At 60.3% G+C, this 23,248-nt stretch carries 22 protein-coding genes; 13 read left to right on the forward strand and 9 right to left on the reverse strand.

The annotated features are described in order from the left end of the window. Positions 1–5 precede the first annotated feature (5 nt). The 7 genes from BCL79_RS03915 to aroD all read left to right on the forward strand — a co-directional run bounded on the left by BCL79_RS03915 (position 6) and on the right by aroD (position 6,318). The gene (locus BCL79_RS03915; RefSeq protein WP_121037643.1) at positions 6–605 is read left to right on the forward strand and encodes a UbiX family flavin prenyltransferase; all 600 of its coding nucleotides are present in this window, start codon (positions 6–8) and stop codon (positions 603–605) included. Next, complete coding sequence (locus tag BCL79_RS03920; protein WP_121037646.1) at positions 602–1,318, forward strand: DUF554 domain-containing protein; 717 nt, start codon at positions 602–604, stop codon at positions 1,316–1,318. Before BCL79_RS03915 ends, BCL79_RS03920 begins: the two co-directional genes overlap by 4 nt. 15 nt (positions 1,319–1,333) lie before the next feature. Continuing rightward, positions 1,334–1,837: a pyridoxamine 5'-phosphate oxidase family protein gene (locus tag BCL79_RS03925; protein WP_121037649.1), complete on the forward strand. Its 504-nt coding sequence runs from the start codon at positions 1,334–1,336 to the stop codon at positions 1,835–1,837. Then, entirely contained in the window at positions 1,837–3,402 is a 1,566-nt protein-coding gene (locus BCL79_RS03930; protein ID WP_121037652.1) for a NosD domain-containing protein, read from the forward strand. The genes BCL79_RS03925 and BCL79_RS03930 overlap by 1 nt, the downstream gene beginning before the upstream one ends. Positions 3,403–3,466: 64 nt before the next feature. Further along, on the forward strand, positions 3,467–4,003 hold the full coding sequence (locus BCL79_RS03935; protein WP_121037655.1) for a disulfide bond formation protein B: 537 nt from the start codon (positions 3,467–3,469) through the stop codon (positions 4,001–4,003). A gap of 40 nt (positions 4,004–4,043) precedes the next feature. Then, the gene (locus BCL79_RS03940) at positions 4,044–5,375 is read left to right on the forward strand and encodes a carbohydrate porin (RefSeq protein WP_121037658.1); all 1,332 of its coding nucleotides are present in this window, start codon (positions 4,044–4,046) and stop codon (positions 5,373–5,375) included. 31 nt (positions 5,376–5,406) lie between these two features. Next, the gene (gene aroD / locus BCL79_RS03945) at positions 5,407–6,318 is read left to right on the forward strand and encodes a type I 3-dehydroquinate dehydratase (RefSeq protein ID WP_121037660.1); all 912 of its coding nucleotides are present in this window, start codon (positions 5,407–5,409) and stop codon (positions 6,316–6,318) included. Between the two features lie 429 nt (positions 6,319–6,747). On the opposite strand, the gene BCL79_RS03950 is transcribed toward aroD, so the two are convergent. Then, positions 6,748–8,136, reverse strand: a complete 1,389-nt coding sequence (locus BCL79_RS03950; protein ID WP_121037663.1) for an NAD-dependent succinate-semialdehyde dehydrogenase — start codon at positions 8,134–8,136, stop codon at positions 6,748–6,750. Between the two features lie 388 nt (positions 8,137–8,524). Then, positions 8,525–8,959: a hypothetical protein gene (locus tag BCL79_RS03955; RefSeq protein ID WP_147433851.1), complete on the reverse strand. Its 435-nt coding sequence runs from the start codon at positions 8,957–8,959 to the stop codon at positions 8,525–8,527. An 877-nt stretch (positions 8,960–9,836) separates the two neighbouring features. Between BCL79_RS03955 and BCL79_RS03960 the strand changes: the two genes are divergently transcribed. From BCL79_RS03960 to BCL79_RS20265, 3 genes are all read left to right on the forward strand, one after another. Continuing rightward, on the forward strand, positions 9,837–10,142 hold the full coding sequence (locus tag BCL79_RS03960) for a sensor histidine kinase (protein WP_183073667.1): 306 nt from the start codon (positions 9,837–9,839) through the stop codon (positions 10,140–10,142). A gap of 1,194 nt (positions 10,143–11,336) precedes the next feature. Then, positions 11,337–11,996, forward strand: a complete 660-nt coding sequence (locus BCL79_RS03975; protein ID WP_121037677.1) for a LuxR C-terminal-related transcriptional regulator — start codon at positions 11,337–11,339, stop codon at positions 11,994–11,996. 32 nt (positions 11,997–12,028) lie between these two features. Then, positions 12,029–12,274, forward strand: coding sequence for a hypothetical protein (locus BCL79_RS20265; protein ID WP_183073668.1), 246 nt, complete (start codon positions 12,029–12,031; stop codon positions 12,272–12,274). Positions 12,275–12,389: 115 nt separating this feature from the next. Here BCL79_RS20265 and BCL79_RS03980 read toward each other — a convergent pair whose 3' ends face one another. Further along, entirely contained in the window at positions 12,390–12,836 is a 447-nt protein-coding gene (locus tag BCL79_RS03980; RefSeq protein ID WP_147433852.1) for a BLUF domain-containing protein, read from the reverse strand. A gap of 554 nt (positions 12,837–13,390) precedes the next feature. On the opposite strand from BCL79_RS03980, the gene BCL79_RS03985 reads away from it, so the two are divergent. Then, positions 13,391–15,190 (forward strand): putative bifunctional diguanylate cyclase/phosphodiesterase, encoded by a 1,800-nt coding sequence (locus tag BCL79_RS03985; RefSeq protein ID WP_259462101.1) that lies wholly within the window; start codon positions 13,391–13,393, stop codon positions 15,188–15,190. Positions 15,191–15,845: 655 nt separating this feature from the next. Here the strand turns inward: BCL79_RS03985 and BCL79_RS03990 are convergent. Then, a complete protein-coding gene (locus BCL79_RS03990) occupies positions 15,846–16,151 on the reverse strand; it encodes a hypothetical protein (RefSeq protein WP_121037683.1) in 306 nt (101 codons plus the stop codon). A 902-nt stretch (positions 16,152–17,053) separates the two neighbouring features. Here BCL79_RS03990 and BCL79_RS03995 point away from each other — a divergent pair. Beyond that, the gene (locus tag BCL79_RS03995) at positions 17,054–18,634 is read left to right on the forward strand and encodes a sensor domain-containing diguanylate cyclase (RefSeq protein WP_121037686.1); all 1,581 of its coding nucleotides are present in this window, start codon (positions 17,054–17,056) and stop codon (positions 18,632–18,634) included. Positions 18,635–18,838: 204 nt separating this feature from the next. Here the strand turns inward: BCL79_RS03995 and BCL79_RS20270 are convergent, their stop codons facing one another. Further along, positions 18,839–19,084, reverse strand: a complete 246-nt coding sequence (locus tag BCL79_RS20270; RefSeq protein ID WP_183073669.1) for a hypothetical protein — start codon at positions 19,082–19,084, stop codon at positions 18,839–18,841. A 274-nt stretch (positions 19,085–19,358) separates the two neighbouring features. On the opposite strand from BCL79_RS20270, the gene BCL79_RS20580 reads away from it, so the two are divergent. After that, positions 19,359–19,880, forward strand: a complete 522-nt coding sequence (locus BCL79_RS20580) for a DUF6216 family protein (RefSeq protein ID WP_220668896.1) — start codon at positions 19,359–19,361, stop codon at positions 19,878–19,880. A 188-nt stretch (positions 19,881–20,068) separates the two neighbouring features. Here BCL79_RS20580 and BCL79_RS04005 read toward each other — a convergent pair whose 3' ends face one another. The 4 genes from BCL79_RS04005 to BCL79_RS04020 all read right to left on the reverse strand — a co-directional run bounded on the left by BCL79_RS04005 (position 20,069) and on the right by BCL79_RS04020 (position 23,037). Further along, positions 20,069–20,701, reverse strand: a complete 633-nt coding sequence (locus tag BCL79_RS04005) for a hypothetical protein (protein WP_147433854.1) — start codon at positions 20,699–20,701, stop codon at positions 20,069–20,071. 195 nt (positions 20,702–20,896) lie between these two features. Continuing rightward, positions 20,897–21,130, reverse strand: a complete 234-nt coding sequence (locus BCL79_RS04010; RefSeq protein WP_121037695.1) for a hypothetical protein — start codon at positions 21,128–21,130, stop codon at positions 20,897–20,899. An 88-nt stretch (positions 21,131–21,218) separates the two neighbouring features. Next, complete coding sequence (locus BCL79_RS04015; RefSeq protein ID WP_121037698.1) at positions 21,219–21,887, reverse strand: hypothetical protein; 669 nt, start codon at positions 21,885–21,887, stop codon at positions 21,219–21,221. Between the two features lie 67 nt (positions 21,888–21,954). Beyond that, positions 21,955–23,037, reverse strand: a complete 1,083-nt coding sequence (locus BCL79_RS04020; RefSeq protein ID WP_121037701.1) for an ankyrin repeat domain-containing protein — start codon at positions 23,035–23,037, stop codon at positions 21,955–21,957. Between the last annotated feature and the right edge of the window lie 211 nt (positions 23,038–23,248).

Consider the following 23,248-nt stretch of genomic DNA (forward strand, 5'->3'; position numbering starts at 1 on the left):
CTGTCATGCAGAAGCCAAGAGTAATCGTCGGCATCAGTGGTGCCACCGGCTTCCAGTATGGCGTCAAAGCGCTCCAGCTCCTTCGGGAGCTGGGCGTGGAGACCCACCTGGTGATGTCCAAGGCCGCCGGTCTGACCCGACAGCATGAAACCGCGTTCGACCGCGAACAGGTCGAACAGCTGGCCGATGTGAACTACCCCTCCGGTGCGGTCGGCGCGGCAATCGCCAGCGGTTCGTTCCGCACCCTGGGCATGATCGTGGCGCCGTGTTCGATGCGCACGCTCGGGGCCATTGCCAGCGGCGTGACCGATACCCTGCTCACCCGTGCCGCCGATGTGGTGTTGAAGGAACGCCGCCGGCTGGTACTGATGACCCGCGAAACGCCGTTGCACCTGGGCCACATCCGCAACATGGCCACGGTGACCGAGTACGGCGCCATCGTGTTCCCGCCGGTGCCCTCGCTGTACGCCGGCCCGCAGACCATCGAGGACATGATCGCGCACAGCGCGGCCCGTGCCATCGGCCTGCTCGGGCTGGACCACCCCTCCCTGCCGCGCTGGGGCGAAACCCTGCCGGCACTGCTGGCCGAAGGAGAGCAGACATGATTGTCGGTCCTTACATCAACGGTGCCGCCGTGCTGGTGGGCGCCCTGGTCGGGGCAGGCCTGGCCCAGCGCATGCCCGAGCGTCTGCGCAGCGCGATGCCGCTCACCTTCGGGGTCGCGTCCATGGCGATGGGCGTGATCCTGATCAACCGCGCCGCGCACATGCCGGTGATGGTGCTGGCCGGCATCCTCGGGGCGCTCATCGGCGAGCTGGTGTTCCTGGAGCGCGGCATCGGCAAGGTGGGCGGGTTTGCCCGCGCCCTGGTCGAGAAGGTGGTCCCGGCCAAGGCGGGCGGCCTGTCGCAGGACGAGTTCCTGGAGAAGTTCGTGGCCATCCTGGTGCTGTTCTGCGCCAGCGGCACCGGCATCTTCGGCTCGATGAACGAAGGCATGACCGGCGACGCGTCAATCCTGATCGCCAAGTCGTTCCTGGATCTGTTCACCGCGGCCATCTTCGCCACCACGCTCGGTTATGCGGTGGCCACCATCGCTGTGCCGCAGCTGGTCATCCAGCTCAGCCTGGCCTTCGGTGCGGTGCTGATCCTGCCATTGACCTCGCCGGCCATGATCGCCGACTTCTCCGCGGTAGGCGGCCTGCTGATGCTCGCCACCGGCTTCCGGATCTGCGGCATCAAGATTTTCCCAGTCGCCAACATGCTGCCCGCGCTGTTGCTGGCCATGCCGATCTCGGCCCTGTGGTCGCACTTCTTCTAGCTTAGGAGCCTTGCAATGATTCCGCTTCCTGCGCTTCTGGCCGCGTTCCTGCACAGCCACAGCGTGCTGTCGCTGGCCACCAGCTACGACGACATTCCGTGGTCGGCCAGCGCCTTCTACGCCTTTGACGATGAGCAGACGCGACTGCTGCTGCTCAGCTCGCTGGACACCCGCCACGGCGAAATGCTCTCCATCAACCCGCAGGTGGCCGGCACCATCACCGACCAGTTCAGCGACATCCAGCAGATCCACGGGCTGCAGTACACCGGCACCGCCCGCCACCTGGACAGCCCGTCCGAAGCCGCACCCGCGCTGGATCTGTATTACCGGCGATTCCCTCAGGCCTACGGCATGACTGCGCCGGTCTGGGAGATCCGCCTGCTGCACCTGAAGTTCACCGACAACCGCGTGGGCTTCGGCTCCAAGACCCTGTGGAGCCGGCATGACAAGGACGCTGACCCCGTCCTGTGCCGTGCCCACTCCCGGTGTGCCCCCTTCGTCTCTCCAAGGAATGCATGATGCGCATCACCTCCCGCTATTCGCTGCTCGCCCTGGCGCTGCTGGCCTCCCCGGCGTTCGCCCAGACCCTCGCCGGCCCGGCCCTGCCGCGCGGCACCCAGACCGTGCTCAAGGTCACCAGTTACGCCGATGACGGCAGCGAAGGCACCCTGCGCTGGGCGCTGGAGCGCAACAACGCCAACCCCGGCCACAACCGCATCGAGCTGCGCGCCATCGGCACCGCGCCGTATGTGATCAAGCCCACCCGCGAGCTGCCGCCGATCAAGGGCCCGGTGGTAATCGAGAACATGGACTGGGCGCGCAACGGTACCTATGTCGCCATTGATGGCGCGGCCTACGTGATCGGCCCCGGCACCCGTGCCTGCCCCGGCGCGGTGGAGGGCCAGTACGGCACCAACGTGCGCACCACCACCAAGCCCGGCCTGATCCTGCGCGATACCGAGGCGGTTGAAATCCGTGGCCTGGAGATCAGCAACTTCTGCATCGGCATCCTGGTCAACCGCGCCAGCGGCAACCTCATCCATGACAACCGCATCGTGGGCAACAAAGGCGGCGCCGGCATCATGGTCACCGCCGACGATGGCAAGGGCAATGCCACCGCCACCACCACGCTGCACAACCGCATCCTGCGCAACCGCTTCATCAACAATGGCGACGCCATGGAGATGACCCGCGGCGCGGCCTTCAACCTGGTGGCCGACAACTTCATCACCAGCGATGACAAGGACAACGAAGAACCCTCGCAGGGCCTGGAAATCCTCTGGGGCAACGACAACGTGGTGGTGCACAACCACTGGGAAAACCTGTCCGACGGCGTGCAGCTCAACTGGGGCAACCGCAACTACATCTCCGGCAATACCTTCACCGGTATTTCCTCGGCGGTCACCCTCAGCGGCACCGGCAACATCGTCGATGGCAACACCATGATCGGCAACCGCGTGGCGGTGTCGGTGCGGCCGCAGGCCGAACCCGGCGCCGATGCCGCCCCCGGCCGCAACCGGGTCACCGGCCCGGCGGTCAACACCATCAGCGCCAACGTGATGATCGACAACGGCCGGGACATCCGCCGCTGCTTTGCCGGTGGCTCCTGCCTGCCCGAGCTCAAGGGCGCCATCATCTTCAATGTGCCGGGGCTGGAGCACGGCAAGTTCATCGGCAACCGCGGCGGCGGCGTGGAAGGCGACCCGTCCAAGCTCGAAACCATCTGCGCGCTGGATGGCCCGGTGCAGGGTTGCGAGCCCTCGCCCAACCACGGCCAGGCAGCGCCAACGCTGCTGGCCACCTTGGCCGGCAGTGCGGGTGGGGTCGGCGTCCGCGGCCAATTCGTGGGCATCCCGGACAGCCTCTACCGCGTGGAGCTGTTTGCCAACAGCAAGCCTGGCATGACCGAAGCCGAACGCTACCTGGGCTTTATCCAGGTGCCGGTGGACGCCGAGGGCCATGCCAGCTTCGTGTTCCCGCTGGCCTCGGCCGATGCCGCCAAGGCCGCCAACGTGACCGCCACGGTCACCACCACGGACGGCGCCACCTCGCCCCTGAGCGCGCCACTGAAACTGCGCCGCTGAGTGCAGCCCGCGCACCACGCCACCCCGGCGTGGTGCGCCCCTCTCCCCACCCGAGGTGCCCGACATGCGCGGCCCGTGGACCCGATACGCCCTACATCCACTCACCTGGAATTTCCAGCAGCGATTTCTGGCTGGCCTGCTCGGCTGCGCCGGTGTGCTGTTGTATGCGCTGTACACGCAGTACTTCGGCGGGCTCACGCCGTGCCCGCTGTGCACCCTGCAACGCGGTGCCTTCATGGCCCTGGCCACGCTGTATTTCCTCGGCAGCCTGCATGCACCGCGTTCGGCCAAGGTACGCGCCGGCTACGTCGCACTGAGCGTGGTCATCGCCCTGCTCGGCGCCGGCGTTGCCACCCGGCATGTGTGGCTGCAACTGCTGCCAGCCGACCAAGTGCCCGCCTGTGGTCCGGATCTGGCCCACATGCTGGCGTCCTGGCCCTTGCTGGACGTGCTCCGGCAGGTACTCACCGGCTCGGGCGAATGCGCGGTGGTGGACTGGACCTTCCTGGGTCTGTCGATGCCGGCATGGAGCCTACTCACCTACCTGGCCCTGGCGCTGTGGAGCGCTCTGGCCCTGCGCGCGCCACTGCGTCGCCGCTGACACCCCTCTCTCTCCCTCGTTACTTCTCAAAGGCAAGCGCATGAACACCTGCTCCCTCCCGCGTTACCTCCCGCGGCACTCGCCCCTGGCCACTGCGTTGCTGTGCACGCTGGCCGCGCTGCTCGCCCCCGCCGCCTTTGCCGCCGACGCGCCGGCGGCCGACGACCTTTACACCGGTAAGAGCATGACCGGCGACTGGAACGGCAAGCGCAGCGAATGGGCTGCCGATGGCGTTTCCTTCCGCGGCGGTTTCATCACCGAAGCGATGGGCGTGGTCGACGGTGGCATCGACCACAGCGCACGCAACGCCTTCCAGACCCAGCTCGGGGTCGACCTCGACCTGGGCAGGCTGACCGACGTCTGGGGCGATGCGCGCCTGCACCTGACCATCAACGACCGTCGCGGCCGCAGCACCTCCGGTGAGCTGGCCGGCAACGATTACATGCCCATCCAGGAGATATACAGCGACCAGTTCACCCGCCTCACCGAACTGAGCTACGACCAGAACCTGTTCAACGGCAGGCTCAACTGGAAGGCCGGCTATTACGTGATGGGCAATGATTTCGGCATCAACCAGATCATGACCAATTTCGTCAACGCCGCGCTGTGTGCCCACCCGATTTCGCTGTCCACCAGCGCCGGCTGGACCAACTGGCCGCGTCCGCGCTGGGCCACGCACGTCACCGTACACCCCACCTCGGAGGTGACCGTGCGCGCCGGGATGGTGCTGGTCAACACCAACTACAACCTGGAGAAGAACCGCTGGAGCCTGTACGAGAAAGGCACCACCGGCCATCTGTACCCGGTGGAAGTGGAATGGGCCCCGGGCACTGCCGACCGCGGCCATTACCCGGGCCACTACAAGATCGGCTACTACTACGACACCTCCGACAAGCCGATGGTCGGCAGCCGCAGCGACCAGACCGCCCGTCGCCGCGAAGGCGCCTATGTGATGACCGACCAGAAGCTCACCAACAACGCGGTCAACGGCGGCCTGAGCGTCTTCGCCCAATACACCGAGCAGTCGCAGCAGACCGCGGTCATGCACCGCTGGGCGTCGGCCGGCATGGTCTACCAGGGCCTGTTCCACAGCCGCCCGCAGGACCGCGTGGCACTGGGCTACGTGCGCGCCTCGATCAACCGTCACCTGCTTGAGCAGCAGTTGCAGCAGCAGGCGCAAGGGCTGATTGCCGATACCGACTGGGAGCTCAACCAGGCCGAGGAACTGTGGGAGCTGGCCTACACCTTCCAGGTCAAGCCGTGGCTGTCGCTGCGGCCGGACGTGCAGTACATCACCAACCCCGGCACCTTCCGCTACAAAAACACCGACAACGTGCTCGCGCTTGGCCTGCAGGCCAAGGTCACGTTCTGATCCGCCCCCTTTCCCGCTCTGGAGCTACCCCATGAACACCCCCGCGCGGCGTGCTGCCGCTTCCCTCCTGTTGGCGTTGCCGCTGCTGGCCGCCAGCGTTCCGGCCACCTTTGCCGCCTCCCCGGCCGCGGCCACCAGCGCTGCCGCCGCACCGGTCTCCCTGCGCCACGCGGTACCTTTCAGCATCCGCAGCACGGTGATCGGCGAAGGCGCGCCGAAGACCATCGTGCCCACCACCGGTGCCAGCAGCGCGCAGGTGCTGGAACAGGCCCGGATCATCGGCGCCAACGCCAACGCCGATCTCATCGAGTTCCGCATCGACTACCTCGACTTCGCTACCGACCCGGTGCAGATCGCCAAGCTGGGCAAGCAGGTTGCCAGCGCCGCACGCAACAAGCCGATGATCGTCACCTTCCGCACCCAGGCCGAGGGCGGCAGCAAGCCAATCACCGACGCCGCCTACGGCGCGCTGTACACCGGGCTGATCGATGCCAGCTTCATCGATCTGCTGGATGTGGAGATGTTCCGCGCACCGGACGTGGTTGCCGCGCTGGTGACCCGGGCGCACGCCAAGGGCATCAAGGTGGTCATGTCCAGCCATGATTTCCACGCCACCCCGCCGGCCGCCGAGATCGTCGCGCGCCTGCGCCGCCAGGACCAGTTGGGCGCGGACATCCTCAAGATCGCGGTGATGCCGCAGAGCCCGGCCGACGTGCTGGCTCTGCTGGACGCGACCGCACAGATGCGCGCAACCTATTCGGACAAGCCGCAACTGACCGTGTCGATGGGTGGCCTGGGCGCCATCACCCGGCTATCCGGCGAAGTGTTCGGAAGCGACTTGACCTTTGGCATGATCGGCACACCGTCTGCTCCAGGCCAAGTGGATGTGGGCCAGTTGCGTCAAGTGCTGAATACCGTGCACGACGCAGTCAAAGAGAAGTAGCCCCATCATCAACGCCACAATTAACGCCGTCGGAATTCGTCGAGGCCTATGAAAAAGACCCAGAGAGTTTCTTACTGAGGGAGGCATTGTCTCTCTGGGTCGACCAAGCTGAGCAGAAGCGTGGAGGATGACTGATGTGCGCATTCGATCAAATCTCTGCCGTGGCAGCAAACCCGCCAATGTGAAAAGGCAAAGGATAATTTACATTCGTCGCGAAGGCCGGGAGTTAACAATCGTGACCCGAAGGCCACGACTGTTGACTCGGAGGATGCCAAGGGCCTGGCGTCCTCCGGCCCGCTTTATCCAGCATGTTGGCGAAACGACTGGCGCAACTCAATTGCCTAATGATCACACGCTCAGGCGCGCGCATTGTGCGGGGCCGCTTGTAAGAGAGCGATCATGATAGTTCAGACTCAGGGCGACCGACGATCAGAACGCACCGTCGATGTCGGTGATCGCAATCAGCTTGTGATTGACGAACTCCTTGATGCCTAAGCCGACCAGCTCCCGGCCATAGCCTGAGCGCCGAACTCCACCAAAGGGAAGATCAGCAGCAACACCCGTCGGGTGATTGATGTAAACCATGCCGGTGGAAATCTTCCTCGCTACTTCGACCCCATGCTTGAGGTCTTTGGTAAAGACTGAGCCACCCAAGCCAAATGGACTATCGTTGGCGATACGAACAGCGTCCGTTTCGTTTTTGGCGCGAATCACTTGTGAGACAGGCCCAAAGAACTCCAAACTGTAAGCGGGATTGTCTTCCTCCATGCTCAACAGAATCGGCTGAAAGAAGGCTCCCGTCTCTGGTACCGCCGCGCCGATGATTTCGACTATCGCCCCGTGAGAGACGGCGTTCGCCACCTGAGCCTTGAGATCATCCACAGCAGCCTGGGAAGACAAAGGCGCAAGAGACGTCGACGGGTCAAGTGGGTCACCCGCCCGCAGTTTTGCAACGCCCGCCTTGTACATTTCTAGAAAGGCGTCATAGACCTCAGCAACGACGATAATTCGCTTCGACGAACAGCACACTTGACCAGCATTCCAATGGCGACCGATCACAGCCCACTTCGCCGCCTTCTCGATGTCTGCGTCCGCCAGGACAACGAATGCGTCTGCACCACCAAGCTCCATGGTGGACTTCTTCAGCGCATTGCCTGCCTGAGAGGCCACTACAGCCCCAGCCGCCTCCGAGCCAGTGAGTGCGACCCCCTGTACTCTGGAATCCTCGATGATCGCCTTGGTCTGACTTCGATTGGCATAAAGGCTGGTGAACCCGCCCTCGGGCAAGCCTGCCTCTTTGAAGAGAGCCTGGAACGCTGCAGCACTTTGCGGCACGTTTGAAGCGTGCTTGAGAACAATAACGTTGCCAGCAGCTAGTTGAGGTGCCGCGATCCGGACAATTTGGTAGTAAGGAAAATTCCAAGGCTCAATGGCAAGCAAGATTCCTTGCGCTTCGTGCTCCACCCAACACTTTGTGTAGGAAGGATGCTTGCTGGGCAACTTTTCTGGAGCGAGCAGCGCTTCCGCGTTCTCGGCGTAATACTCCAAAATTTGGGCTGAAAGCTCGACCTCTGCCTCTGCCTCCGTCAACACCTTCCCCATTTCCAAGGTGAGGATCTTTGCGAACTCTGTCGATCGAGAGCGGAGGACGTCTGCTGCCTTTTTCAGGACAGCGCTCCGCGCCGGGATTGCCACATATCTCCAACTCTCGAACGCTGTCTGCGCTTGATCTAGGGCCTGACTCACCTCAGCATCGGTTGCGTCAGGAAAACTCCTCAGCGTCTGTCCGGTGTAGGGATTAATCGTCGCGTATGCCATGGGTACAGCTCCTTCCGAAGTGGGGGTTTCGCTACGCAAGCGCCTTAGCCACTGACCGCCCTAATGACTGGCGGACGCGGGGCTGGCTACTCAACATATGCCAGGTTGGCATTTCCGTCATGGAACAGTAGGTTCTGAACGAGGCAAACCCACCACTTTCTGTAAGAGCGCGTGGTTGGGGACATTTTTTACCAAGGTGAGACGAACGACCCTAGAACCTGCCTTGCGCAGATCGTTAAGATAATCAGTTCGAGGGTCGACACCCCAAATCAGACAATGGAAGGTGGCCCAAGCAATTGAGAAGGGCACTTAGCACAGCGAAGGCGAGCACGCTCTAACCACGACATGCACGATCAGCATCTATCCGGATCGAAATGGCGACCACACCTTAACGTCGGGCGCAGCTCTCCAGATAGGTTGCAAAGGAGCTATCACCCAGTTGCTTAGCGAATGTAAGCGCGTCCCCTTCCTCTGGATCCGCACCATGCCTCACTAGAACTGACGCTACTGAAATTTTCTTTTTAGGGTCCATTTCCTCCGCCATAGCCAACCACACCAAAGGCGGCTCATCCCACTCATTTTCCGTGAAGGGATAAGCGTTGGGACTGATTCCGGCGTTTAGCAATCCCTCCACCAACTCGACATCGCCCAGAACACAGGCGTTGTGCAACTGTGGATAGTTCAGCGCCCTTGCGCGTCCGACGATGCCCTTCGGCAGGCGGTCAACGGCCTCGCAGGTTTTTCGAAATGCGTCTCGGAACTCGGGGAGACTCACATAGAGCTTACCCAGTCCGCCGGCAATCGCCTTTGGCAGCAATTCCATGGACATCTCCCTTTCCAACTTGGGTCAGCGGTAATTTTAACGCTTGCTCAACCATCCTAAACCCAGTGGCTTAGGCGCACAAACGAGGGCCTTGGGTTGTTCGCGAGGAGGCGCTGCCGGTGATCCGATCAGGGTAGGCGCAGCGACTTCTGCCTCCGAATTCGAGACCTCAATGACGAGCTACGGGGTGCCCAACGCGAGTCTGGACGGACCAAAATCCTCCGCCGCATGTGACAGAGGACAGACAAACGTCAAGGCAGGGACGGCGAAGACGAGCATCCTCAGGCAGATTAGCGCGGCGGTGAATGGCTTCTAGCTGGGCGCATCAACGTTGCTGCAGATCTTCACCGCCACGCCACCCACGCCCCCGGCTGCACTGACTAAACGTCGATGGCGGCTCCCCGCGCCGCCCTGACCAGTCGGCAGAACGCCATGTCGAAGGGCCCAACAGGCGACCGATCCTCCACCAGTGACCGTGCCACATCGTGTCTCCCTCGTGGAAAATCCGCCGACCCGTCGCCGATACCAACCAGGAAACCTGCGTGATGCCGTAGCCATCCGAGGCGGGCGCCGCTGTGGCAGTGAAGTCACCCACCAACTGAGGCTCCCAGAGCCGTGCTGGTCGAACCCGTGCGCCTCGATGGACGGGAAGCGGATGGGTGCCCTCCCGGGTAGATCAAGCTCCCGCCCTTTCGCAACGCCCGGTCCACCACCTCGGCGTCGAAGTGGTCCGGGTGCACGTGAGTGAGCAAGAGCGTGGTATCTCGGCCATCCAAGGTCCGACAGGCGGGAGCCGCGCCTGGCCGAACAACGCACGGTCACCGTTGAAGTAAACGACCAATCGGGGCAAGAGCGGGCGCTGGCGGATGTGTCGGCCGTGTTTGTGCTGGCCAAGAACCTGATTGAGAGCGCCATCCACCATGCGCCCCTGGGCGGCCACGTGTGCATCTTGTGCCTTGGAGGTTTCTCCGTGCAAGACGACGGCCATGGCGTGGCGCCTTCGCAGCAGCCATTGCTGTTCAACCGCTTTTGGCGTGCCAATCCACGAGACAGCACCGGCGCCGGGCTGGGTTTGGCTACCTGTATGGAGATCTGCCTCTCGCATGGGTGGAGCCTGCGCTATGATGCTGCTCAAGCCAAAGGCCCCCGGTTCGTCGTTGACACGCGAAAGCCCGCCGCATGATCCCCCTCTCAACGGTGGTGAGCGCGCCCGGTCCGCGAAGTTAGCGGCGCGAGAACCCGTGACACGCCAGACCTCCCATCCGTCCCACCAAAGAGCCAGCGCCTCAGTGCCGAATACAGGTCGTTTCTACCTTCTGGATGTTGAAGGGGTAAGAAGTCAGGACGGCCGGCTTTTGGAGCTCACTCGGGTTTACTGCCGCTGCCTCCAGTGCAGTGCAGCGTTCACCGCCATTCCGTCCCAAGGGCTTGAACCTCTGGAAGGAGGGGCGACCATCAAGTGCCCCAAGTGCGGCGAGCACCAAGCCATCAGCCTTTTTCGGTTTGAAGACTTCTCTCGCCAACACAGATCGGACATTGCTTAGCCCCGCGGGCTCGCTGGCGCAATTTCCAAGAATACGAAACCGCTGTCGCTGCGGAGACGAGCATGGGTATTGGAGCAAGAAGGCAAGAGCACTGCAACTGCTGAAAGGTTGCGAAGGCGCAATGCTGGAGCCGACAGATAACTTCCTCGGTGAGAGCGCGTCAAAAGCGGCTAAAGACGCCATGCCCACCACTGAATGTTGGTGTTCAGTGATGGGGGACGGTCGCCCTATCGGGAATGAACCTCTCTGCCTCATCTCCAAGAGACTTGCCGCCTGTAGGAAACGATTGCTTGATGGCGGCCGCAGCAGATGGCACATTCCCTTCTGACGACATAGGAGCTGGAATTTGGCGCTCGAAGCAAACAGCCTTGCTCTGTTGGCAGACCTCAGCATGGTGGCGCAGGGTTTTCGGCCTTCCCCTTCGCGAGCGACCAAGCTCGTGGACGCAGGCGTCGTATGGGTAATGGTCGATAAACCGCCACAGCAGGGCCTTACCTCCTTGGGGAAAACCGCGCTAATGTCCCTCGTCTGCGACGACGCTCTCCTTGACCCGGCCGATCTGGCCGCGGCGACTGAGCGCTTATCGCCCTCCGTGACTGACTTCGCTTCTGGCACCGCGTTCTTGGATGAACTCGAGTCGCAAGCACGAACAGGGCAAAAGCTGCGCCCGACTCTCGAACAGGCCGCCTTTTTGCTCTGGCTACTTGATGAGATGCCCAGCACGGCCCCCGCCCCTGCTGCCTTCGCTGACCGGGGAGAGCCGTCACCCTAGCCCTTCGCGAGAAAGTGAAAAGGCCTGCTAGCGAGCCCCCCCCTGAACGAGAAAAGCTGCTGTGGATTTGGCTAGTAAGCCGCCCGAGTCTAAGCAATTTGGCAGTCTGGTGCTGGCGGACGGACACACGCTGGTGGCGGAGGGGATGGCAAAGTTACTGGAGAGCCGGTTCTCACGCATCTGGATTGCTTCAACGGCGGCGCGCTTCCAAGAGCTTGTCAGCCAAGTACGTCCGACCTTGGTGATAACCGATCTCTACTTGCCTGGCGCCAGCTGCATAGCTCTGATGGACAGAATGCTGAAGCAGGAGGGCGCGCCGGCCTTCATCTTTCTCCCAGCAGAGGCCGGCCCGGACACCGTGACCCAAGCGATGACAGCCGGAGCGAAGGGATTCCTGCACAGACGCTGCAGCAGCAAGGAGCTATATCGCGCAATCGATTGCGTCATGAGCGGATGCACGTATGTAGCAGCCAGCTTTCTTGCCTCGCAGGCGGAAGCGAAAGCTGCAGCCCCCAAGAGACGGCAGGCGATGCTGACGGCCAAGCAATTGCAAGTCTTGGAGCACGTGGCGCTGGGAATGAGGGCCCAAGATGTCGCGCAGAAGCTTCATCTTTCCACGCGCACGGTGGAGTCCCACAAACGCGCCATCATGCGTCAACTGGATGTGGGCAACTCGCTGGAAATGGTTCGAGTAGCCCGGGAAGAGGGAATTCTTACGTGAGCGTTCCCTGTTACAGAAAAGGCTCCGCCTGAATGGCCGAGCCCTTGACTCGTCAACGCTTGGGAAGCTTACTCTTCCTCGTCCTTGCCGCCCCGCTGGCCGAACCGCTCGCGCTTGTCGTTCTGGTCCTGCTGCTGTTGACCTTGGCGCTAGGAATCCCGATCTTGTTGCCCCTGCTGCCCCGGCTGGTTCTGCTGACCTGGCTGGTTCTGACCGGGATTCGGACTCTGCTGATTCTGATTGCCCATGATCGTTCTCCGTGTACGGCATCACCATGAAGCCGACGGGCAAACCCAACGTTGCTATCAGTTAGGTTTCCGTAGCCTGACACGTGCACAGCTAGACAGGCCGCGCACCTTCCTAACTCGTTCACCATGCGAGCGGGATGAGCCTTTACGTTGTCGGGGGGGCTTGGACGGACCAGAACTCGGCCAGCAGACGCAGGCCCGGGTTGTGCTGAGCATCTTCTTCCAAGTAGGGGTGGCTGCGCTCACTCCAGCGTGCGGCTTCTATCTTCTGGATCATGGACGCGTCCGCATGCTGGCAAGCAATCGACCAGTTCCAGAAGTAGCGTTCTGGCACTTCACCACTGGTGAGCACCCGGATATCCACATGCCGCTTAGACTGCTTTATGCGGTCAAACACCGAGGCAACTCCCTCCTCGGGGCCTTCCAGGTATTGGAGAAACGTTGTGCCGTCGTAGAGCAGCACCCCCGTTACGTCCGCCATTCGATTCTGGGCCGACGCGTCGATGAGAATCTCTTCCAAATCCGAGTTTTCGAGATTTGAAGAGGAGCGGCTGGCGTAGGCCAATGCGTAAATAGGCGAGCTGTCGGTCATCGCCACTATGATATCTCAGCGACATCAGCCAACCGAGCGGGGGCCTCCGCCGATGCATGGGACGCTGAATTGTTCACATGCGAGTTCCTGTCGGATTGATCGCTCTAATGACAGGTCGATCATTGCTAGGGGCTCCAGTGGGCGGGGCTGGAGCGACGCGATGCAGACAGAGGAGATGCCGAGGTGCTTGTCACTGAAAGATTCATCATCACTAACGTCACCGAAGCAAAGCGCCTGACGACCAGTGCAGTTGCTGAGGAGCCCGTATGGCCTGGGGCTGAAAGCATGGACATCGAGTGTCTGTCCTGCCACGGTCGCTGGGTGGCAGTGCTGACCGGGGTGCACGACTTCGATCGTCGAGAGGGTGCAACCATCGTTCGTTGCCCAAAGTGTGGAGCAGCAGAACCGGTGGCGGACGTCGCACTCCAACACGAAGCGACACGGTAGTTGTCGCACTCAGCAGGCTGGGCCCGACACCTCCGCATTTCATGGGATTTCATGAGAATTAGTGATATAGAGTTGACTTACCGTCGAATGGTTGCCGCGCAGTTGCTATGAATGTGCCTATCACCGAAGCCCAGGAGCGGATGGCGGTCTTGGGAGCAATGCATGTCTTGGACACGGAGTCCGGGCCGTCCTTGGATCGCATCACCTCGCTGGCCGCCTTCGCCTTCAGCGCTCCGGTGGCGTTCGTCTCAATTGTCGGTGAGGATAGGCAGCGATTTATCTCGCGAATTGGGTTGCCGGTCGCAGAGACAGATATACGGGTTTCCATTTGCGCCCATGCGATCACCTGCAACGAGGTGATGGTCGTCCCTGATCTTCGGCAAGACCCACGCTTTAAACACAACCCCTTGGTCGTTGCGTCGCCGCACCTGCTGTTCTATGCCGGAGCGCCCCTTATCGCGAAGAACGGCGTCGCTATAGGCGCCGTGTGCATCATGGACACGAAGGTGCGCGAATTCTCAGAGTCAGAGCGCACTCAGCTGTCCACTCTTTCGCAGTTGGTGATCGGGCAACTCGAACTAAGAAACATGTCCGGGCGCTTGGAACCTGTCAGTGGAATTCCCAATCGCCACCAGTTCCAGATTGACTATGCCGGCTTGGCAGAGAGGAACCGCGGCCGGCGAATGTTTGCCGTTCTTGTGGACGTGTTTGATATCCCCCGCGCCAATGAGGCCGGCCAAGCCTTGGGCATGCGGCCGTTAGAGGTCTTAATTCGTCGAGCAGGCGTCCGGCTCAAGCTAGCATTGGAAGGTTTGGCGGACGTCTACCACGTCGGAGTGACACGCTTTGCATTCTTGGTCGACCTACCCAGTGCGAAGGAAATGGAAGCACTGGCAAACGAACTTCGCCAGCGCATGTCCCGACCATTGATGGCAGCTGCAGTTCCGATGTCTCCCCGCTTCCATGCGGGAATTTGCGCCGTGACCTTGGGTGAAGACACAGGTGACGATGTGATTCGTAAAGTGTTGATTGGGCTGCACGAATCCTTTGAAGCGCGACAGCCTTTCGCTTGGTATTCCGAGCAACGCGACCATCACATGCAGCGTGGCTACCGCTTAGCCGCGGACGCGGAGCGCGGGCTCCGAAAAGATGAGTTCTACTTGCAATATCAGCCGCGCTACCGCGCATTTGACCTTCAGCCGGTGTCAGCGGAGGCATTGCTTCGTTGGACGCATCCCCGCCTGGGTCCCGTGAGCCCAGGAGAATTCATCCCGATATTTGAGCGGACGGCCTTGATGGAGGCCGTCACCCCATGGATCCTCGACACGGCATTGGATCAACTGGTCGCGTGGCGTGACGCAAGTCACTGCTTGGCCTTGTCCATCAACCTGTCTGGCGCTGATCTTTCCTCTGAAGACGCCTGGACAAGACTTCGTTCAATGCTTGAGGCGCGCCGCCTGCCCTTTGACTGCATTGAAATTGAAATTACGGAAGGCGAATGGCTGCGCGCCGACTCTGTCGCGGGGCGTCAGATCAGGGCAATGGCAGAAGCTGGCATCAAGATCGCTATCGACGACTTTGGGAGCGGCTACAGCAACTTCGGCTACCTGTCCGACCTGCCGATCGACACGATTAAGATGGACAAGTCCCTCATCGACGACCTGGAGACTGATCTCAAGGCCAAGACCAAAGTCAAGGCGATCATCAACTTGGCCCGCGAGCTTGGTTATCACACCGTGGCAGAAGGGGTGGAGACACCCGCTCAGCTCAGTTTTCTCCGGGACCATGGATGCGATCAGATTCAAGGGTATCTTCTTTCCCGTCCTCTCAATCCCGATGCCCTGCTTGAGGTTTTTAGCGGCAAAGGCACCGAAGAAATCGAAGGCAGCCCCCCCATGACTCCTTGATGACTTGTGCGCGCTACGGCTTTTGATTTCGCTACGATCAGAAGCCTTTCTTGGAAACGGCCTACTGCCGCCGCTCCCATGCATGCATCGCAACAGCAACCGAGCAACGCCGCGTAGCAATGCGCGTCAGGGTTTGCTTTTGCGGGCAACCCTGACTTCTTAGCTGGCCGCAAACTTTGACCAGTAGTTCCTGGGAAACGCTCTGTTGCTCAACACGGCGTGTGAATACCGGAGCAGCTGAAAATATTGAGACGTCTTACCGATGTCATAAGCATGGAAAGGGATTGGCGAAGCATGATCACGATCGCGAAATGACGCCGAACTGCGCAAACGATGGATCGCAAAGCTACCGGCCGATTCCTCCGTCGCTTTGGCACGCAGCACGTATCGCATCTCCTGCGAGAGCCTCGGCTGCTAGGAGCGCGTCTTTCAGAGACGGAAACGGGCGCCTCAAGTCTAGGAGAGCGCGGCCTGCGTCCGGAGTAACGGCCAGCAACATCCATCGATCAGGGTCGTCTTGCCAAACTTCGGCCAAATACCCTGTGCCCTCCGTCGCCAACCGGATGGAGTAAAACCGTTCGTCGGATTGATTTGTCCTCAAGGGCCACCCTCCACACACCAAACTTGCCCAGACTCACCCGCTGGTGCCGGCGCGTCAATTGACCGAGTGTATCGCCCAGGACGTGCATCCCAACACATCGAGCACTGCCTCCTCTCCTCCGCCGGCATCCCAAATGTTAAGGAGGGCCTTGTTGATCTCTGCCGCCACCTTCTCCAGCTGAACTAAGTTGTGGAGTGGTCGGAAGCGCCGCTGGACCGCCGCATGGACATCGGACTTGGGATCCGCGTCCTCATCCACTGACACGTCCTCATCTAGCGGCACAGGGCTTGAGCTTGGAGTCAGGAGCTGATCTTTGGCCCCTAACAACGCGCTGAGGTGTATCCAAAGGCTCTTGGTCATAGTTCACGTCCACGCCAACCTCGCGTCCAATCAATTCCAGCTTGCGGAGCACGGCCTCGTCGCAAAAGCGCTCAGCTCCTGAAATCCAGCGGCCGGGGAACAAAATCAGGTCCCAAGGCTTGGCAGAATGCCTCGACCGCGAAAGCCGTTAGACCGACCGCCCCGGTGACCATGTGCAGCTTCGCTGCGCCCTGTTCGCGGGCTGCCCGTCGCAGACCCCGGGCAGCGTGGTTCAGCTCCGGCCGTGGACAATAGGAGGCTTCACCCACCGCTCTAACCTTCTTCTTAAATTTCACTTGCATGCCCGCCATTTCGGCCGCGGGAGTATGCCAGAGGCCTCGGGGTTCTCACCCGGGCCAATCGGCAGCCTGCCACAGAACTGTGACGCGCGTCGCCGAGGCGTTTTGGCAGCGCGGAACAACAGGTGCACTGGCAGAAGACCATTCTTACGGGCCAAGTTGCGTCAATGGGCGCTTGACCCTCCGCTCAGCGCCCTCGACAGTAGGCATGTCAAGCTCCGATCTTGATAGCTAACTTGGCTGTCGCCGAACCGATAAGTCCCCAGGATGGCGTCGGCCGGCGTATGCGAAAGAGCCATGATGGAGGTTAAGCCAAAGAGCGAATCGGACCAGGGTCACCTTCGTGACCAGCGCGCGCGCACTTTCTGCCTTACTGCTATGAGATGCCGCTGCCAGTCGGCGCGTCCTTAACCATTAAGACCAACATCCCTGCAGGGCTATTCCTGTTAATGCCGTTTGTTAACCTTCCGCAAGTCATCGTACGCTTGAAGTACAGATACGACGCAGATCACGCCCGACTACCCGTTGGTCCCTACCTTCAATACCGAAGATTGGGCTGCTGGCCTGGACATCCATGGAAGCGTAAGAAGGGACGCAGGAAACATGAGGAAAATCGCCAATCACCTTAATCTTCAACGTCTGATCGTCGGCCTTGCCGTACTCTCCGCCGGGGTCATGTTGGCAAACGCTGTGTTTGCCGCATATCAAGTTCAACGCGAGCAACTGATCAATAGCGCACTCGAATCGAACCGTGTCTATGCCCACAAGCTCGCGCAGACCACCCATAATTTTCTGGTATCGACTCAGCAGCAGCTGGAATACAGCGCACGGACGATTGGGGCCGGTCGCGTGGGCAGTGGCGTCGACTCCGCCGAGGCACATCGGTTGAAATCCCAGACAAATGCGTTCAACTCGGTTGTGGTGGTGGACAACCAAGGACGAGTGACGGCATCTTCCCCAACCCTACCGCAGATCGACGGCCAAGTTCTTTCCAGCTTAGCCAACTCCTTAGCGATCGCCAGTCGCGCCCCGCTCGTGAGCAACCCCTACGTTTCTGCGACCGGCAAGTTGGTCCTGACCATCTCGCAACCAATCTTTGACCCGTCTGGGGGCTACCAAGGCTACATCAGCGCTTCAATCCACCTGAAAGAGCCCAACGTGCTCCATACCTTACTTGGAACACACTACTACCGGGACGGGTCATATCTTTACGTCGTAGGTCAGGACGGAAAGCTTCTCTATCACCCCGAACCTGACCGGGTGGGCGAATCGGCGTTAAAAAATGAAGTGGTCAAGGCCGTTTCTCGCGGAGAAGCCGGTGCCATGCCCACGATCAACAGCCATGGGGTGCATATGTTGGCCGGGTATGCGCCTATCCCAGCCGTGCATTGGGGCATCGTTTCTCAACGTCCCGTCGAGGCTACCCTGCGGCCACTGACACACCTGATGAACACCGTGCTGCTCAACGCCGCCCCTCTGGGCATCCTCTCGCTTCTGCTGATCTGGGTGGTTTCCCGGCGCATTTCACGGCCGTTGTGGCAGCTGGCATCGACGGCCCAGAACAGCGATGTATCTCAGGCGATTCTGACCGTGACTGCGGTTGATACGTGGTATTACGAAGCAGATGAACTACAGAAGGCCGTGCTGATCAGTTTCAATGCGTTCAACGACCGAATTGGTCGGCTGGACCAGGCCGTACTGACCGATCCACTGACCGGCTTGCTCAACCGCCGGGGGCTGGAAAGATCGCTAGGTTTTCTGTCCAACTCGGGAACGCGGTTTGCGATCATTGCCTTGGACATCGACCATTTCAAGAAGGTCAATGACCGCCACGGTCATGAGGTAGGCGACGGGGTAATTGCGGGTGTGGCCGATCTGATGCGACAGAACTCCCGGGCAGAAGATATCCTCTGTCGCATCGGGGGCGAGGAATTTTTGCTGCTGTTGCCCGACGTGAGCGCAGAGACCGCTGAGTTCGTCGCCGAGCGGCTCCGCAGAAGCATCCACGACCACGCATTCCCCATCGTCGGCAGCACCACTGTCTCCATGGGCGTCAGTCATTTCCCAGAAACACACGAGGACGCCGACCACGCCATTCGGCAGGCCGACAAGGCCCTATACAAGGCTAAGGGCGAGGGGCGCGATCGGGTGGTCAGCTATCGCCGCAGAAGGGCGGATCGTTAAGTCAGGGGCCACTGGCTGCTGCCCGCAAGCTCATGCGGTAGGTGCAGCACCTCCGGCGATGCAACCGCTGAACGCCCCTGTGCATGACGTGCGAGGCGCCGGTCCAAGCGCCTCGCCGTCGCTGCCAGCAATGCCCGCTCATCTGGGAGGGAGCCCGCCCTAGACAGCAACAACAGCTCCCGCGCGACGTTGAGCAGCCCCCGGTCACCCTGCTCCACGGCTCAACAGAAAAGCAACGAACTGCGTCTGGTCGGCCTCCTTGGCGTGTTCCAGCGGATCACCTTCATTAACGTCCGCGCCGCGGTCGAGCAACAGGGTCGCGAGCCTGATCTTTTCGTCAGTGTTCAAGAGGTCGTCTCGAGCGAGCCACACCAAAGCCGGCTCGTCCTCTTCGTTTTCGGTGCAGGGGTATGCGTCGGCCGCAATACCGGCATCCAGGAGGGCAGCCACCAAGTGCACATCTGCGCCGAGGCAAGCGTGATGAAGCTGCGGGAACGGAAGCTCTTGCCCCTAGCGTGAAGGGGCGGAGGCAACGCGTCCAAGACCTCGTGCATCTCGTCGAAGATCGCTTTGAAATCGGGGTTTGTCGCGTATGCCTTGCCCCAGCCCGATATTTCAGCTTTTGCTTCCAGGTCCATTCGACGCTCCTTATTAATTGTCACAGGTACAACCTGGCTCAGCCCACGAACTGAAGACCACCGATCACGGGCCCGCCGAGCCCTTCTTGCCGGACCGTCCCAAGGCGCGTCATCAACTAACGGCGGCAGCAAGGGTGCTTTGGCTTGGGAAGGATCAAGCACAGATTGCCAAGCCTAACCTTTCAGGAGAGCGGCCTATCTTCTCAGTGGCGTCATGCACCGATCCCTTAAGAGCAAAGCACGAAGACCAAGGCGCGGATGGATCAGGTCCAGCCGACCCAGATATCCTCTGCGACATCTGGGCAGATCCGAGGACTTCTGCGGAACTGGTGAGATCGGTTCGCGAACAGCGCCTGACGTTCTTGTTTGCCTCAGCGTTTCTGGCGTGGGCCTGTCTCATGCTTTTCGACGCACTCAGGCGCGCTTTTGCAATCCGCGCTCTTGCGCGCTCCCTGCCGCAGCCCTCAATACAGACCGACGCCCCTTCGGGGAAAAGCCGCTATAAGCTCATCATGCTACTGAAGTGCGGAGATTGGCTCGAGTGGCGAGTTGGCATCAGAACGCACATCCCTAAGACTACCGCCAGCGACGCTCATCGCGGAAACTGACGCAAGGCAGCCCTAGCGGATATTTGGCGGTCGTCGCGCTACCGAGATGGGGGCATGTGGCCTCACTTCACCGCGCCTGGAAAGCACTGTCGGTGATCGAGGAGTCAGGCGGCTGTAGGCAGCGTTAGCCTCTGAGCCTCGCAGCAAGAGCACTGGTAGCCCCTGCTCGCGCGTCTCCTGAGACCCGTTCAAATTCTCCGCTGTGGCACCTTATGCCTTACTGCCTGAGGCTTGGTGCACAGATCCAACTCGTCCCGGACAGCTTCCGACCGCCGAAGTGCGCGGTATGTATCCATGCAACTCCGATCGGTCTCCGTTATCCACCGATCAAACAGCTTGTCATCTCCCCCATCAAAGATATGCACGGCAGCTGGCCACCTCTTCTCGATCAGAGCGAGACGAAACACTGCAAGAATGACCTTGTTGGCCGGGCGATACGCCAACATGATCTCATCAATGAACTCGACAGCGCCGACACTCCCTGCGGCATAAAGCGACTTCACCAACGCTGGTGGCTGAGCGAACCGTGAGGCCTCGAAAAGCAATTGGCGGACGGTCGCAGTCCGAGCGTCTTTGATCGCCGCCGCCAACGCTCCGTCCAGAGCATCGGCGGAATTTGGAAAAGCACTTCGAATGATCATCGACGCAATATCGGTGTGATCCAAACCTGCGGCCACTCTCAACGCGTGCTGCGCCCCCCTTGCATCCGACAGGGATGCCAGCGCCAGCCTCACAGCAGAACAGTCGCCCCTTAACACCGCAATCAACAGATGACGGCGCTCTTCCTCGTCCTGGCCTTTCCCAGGATCAGAGTCATTCACTGACGTATCGGAGCTCGAGGTTTGATCCATTCACCCACGTTAACTTAACGTTTTTACCTGTCAACGTGCACACGGAGTTGGATCTGGTAGCCCGAAAGTTGCGAGCTACCAGTCCAGGGATTCGCAGGAGCTATAAGGCAGGAAAGGCATGGGTTTCAATTGGACGCTTGAGGCCGTTGCGGGAGACCCCTGCTGTCACTCGTAGTCTTCCACGTTTGCAATCTCCAGCTCATAGTTGCTTGCGATGAGCACGCCATCCTCAGACAAACTCTCGATCGTAGGCTCATTGATCCACTCCTCGATGGCGAACGACGCATCTGACAAGAACGTCTTCTTGGCCAGCCTCAGGGCATCTTCCGGGCTTTCTGCTTCGACTTCCAAATAATGCGCGCACTGCGCCAGACCATTGAACTCGACTTCGTACTTCATGTTACTTCTCCTTGCCGAGCACCCTGCCCGGCTTCGGAGCAAAAGTTACAGCGAGTTGCTTGGACCATCGAGTACGAACTCGTACCGACTAGCTGACCGTCGATTCATGTGATATGACCGTTGCCTCATCGAGCTCCTGCCTATCCAGGAAGGCCATCGTCTCTGCATGAAATCGGTCAACATGAATTCGATAGGCTCGCCGCCACAGGCGCTTCTCGGCAGGACAAACCCAAGGCAGAGTCAATGCCTGATCGACGCAAAGCGCCGAAATCCTGGCGCCGCGGGCAAAGGCGTCTTCTATCGCGTCCAGATCAAGGGTTGTGATGCCGGCATGCGAGATGATGCGGTTTATCTTCTTCTTGGCGTCGCGCATCACAATAAAAGGCGTTCCGTGGCGGGTTCGGCCGAGGTGGCCTTCCAATGTCCCGGTCATGGCGTGCACTGATTTATTCACGCGGCCGAACCAAGTCAGAAGCTCGCACTTGCTGATCAACTTCGGACGACCAACAGCGTGGGCAAAAGGGTTGAGATGCGTGCGCTTTAGAGCTTCGAATTGCCGCCTCGGGATGGCCAAGTAGAACTCAGCCATTGACTGCGTGAAGCGCGTGTTGCTTGGCGCCTGATCCAGAAGCTGACGGACAGTTTGATGGTCCGACCGCGCAAGAACGGCCGAGCGTTTGCCAGGATGGGCAATGATCTCTAGCGCAGAGCGAATGAACCCTTCTTCCAGACTGTCTTGATTGCTGATCAGCGTCATTAGTTCGAGCCCTCCTCGTGACCCGAAGCCACTCTAGCTATGCGCAAAGTATGACGTGAATTTCAGATCATAGGCGGCGCGCAGGATGCTGCCTTTTAGGCAGCCCGCCCGCCGTCGTTTCATATCCCTTCTCTCGATACTTCTCGTTGCACCGCAGTTCCTTGTTCTGGGCAGCGGCGCCAGCCCTCGCGATTGATCGATCCAGCCTCACCTCGACGTCCTCGTCTGAAATCAGTTCACGCACGTGGTCCAGATTGACCCGGCGAACCAACAGATCAGCCACCGCATCGTGTGCGCCGAGCAATGCAGCGTATAGGGCCGCTTCGGGATAAGCAGTTTTATGCGCAAATTCCATTACCGATTTCACCACCTCGGCATGACCGTTTTTGGCGGCAACGAATAGGGCCTCCTGGCCGAAGTCGCGCGGTGCAAAGCTGGTTCGGACAATGGCCCAAAGCAGAGTTCGGACCAACGAGACATGCCCCCTTGCAGCTGCGGTGTTCAACCCTAGGCTGTACGTATCCTCTGGATCGGGAAGTCCGGCCCCTATCAGGAACTTGATAATGGTCTCATGGTTGTGCTCCGCCGCAGCTTCAAATCCCCGCTGCGCGCATTGGATCTTGGACGAGAATGGTAGAAGGTGCTTGACCACTTCCAGATGACCTGCTCTGCAAGCAGCGATCAGTGCTCGACTGCCCCTGACTTTAGCATTCGAGAATAGAACCAATTGGAAGACGACATCGGCGTGGCCATGAAGCGAGGCCTCATATAGCGCTTGTGAGTCTCCCTCCAAAGGGCTGCAAAAGCGCATAAGCAGCTTGACCGTGTCAACATGCCCATGCTTGGCTGCGTGGATGAGCGCATCTCCACTTTCGACGTTGCAGAACGGGATTAGCCTCGCCACGCACTCTGTCTTGCCAGCCTTAGCCGCCTCGTTCAGTGGCTCACTCCGCCAGGAGGCCGTCAGCAGCGGTAGGAGCTGCTCAATAACATGGTCACGATCCAGCCTCATCGCCAAGACGATGGCATTTCGAGCTGCCTCGTCTACATCCTCTTGCTTCTCGCAGAGAGATACGATCGCGCCCAAATCGCCCGCATGGATCGCTCTCGTAAGTCCTCGATAGAACTGTTCTTTGTTCTTGCTGCTCATCCTTCCAACGTATCGCCAAAATTGATTTCGTCAAGGCTCAAAGAGGAGTAGACCTGCCAAGCGTTCAATACTTGACAGATGCGCGCTTTGCCTTAGAAAAGGTGAACATCAACTTCTCAACTACTCATGAACATCGAAGAATTTTGGAACAGCGCATACATCGCAGCGCTTTCTCGCTTGCCGGCCAGAGATGCCCGCCGCGAGGCGGATC

The sequence above is a fragment of the Stenotrophomonas rhizophila genome (genome assembly GCF_003651185.1).
Taxonomy (GTDB): Bacteria; Pseudomonadota; Gammaproteobacteria; order Xanthomonadales; family Xanthomonadaceae; genus Stenotrophomonas; species Stenotrophomonas maltophilia_Z.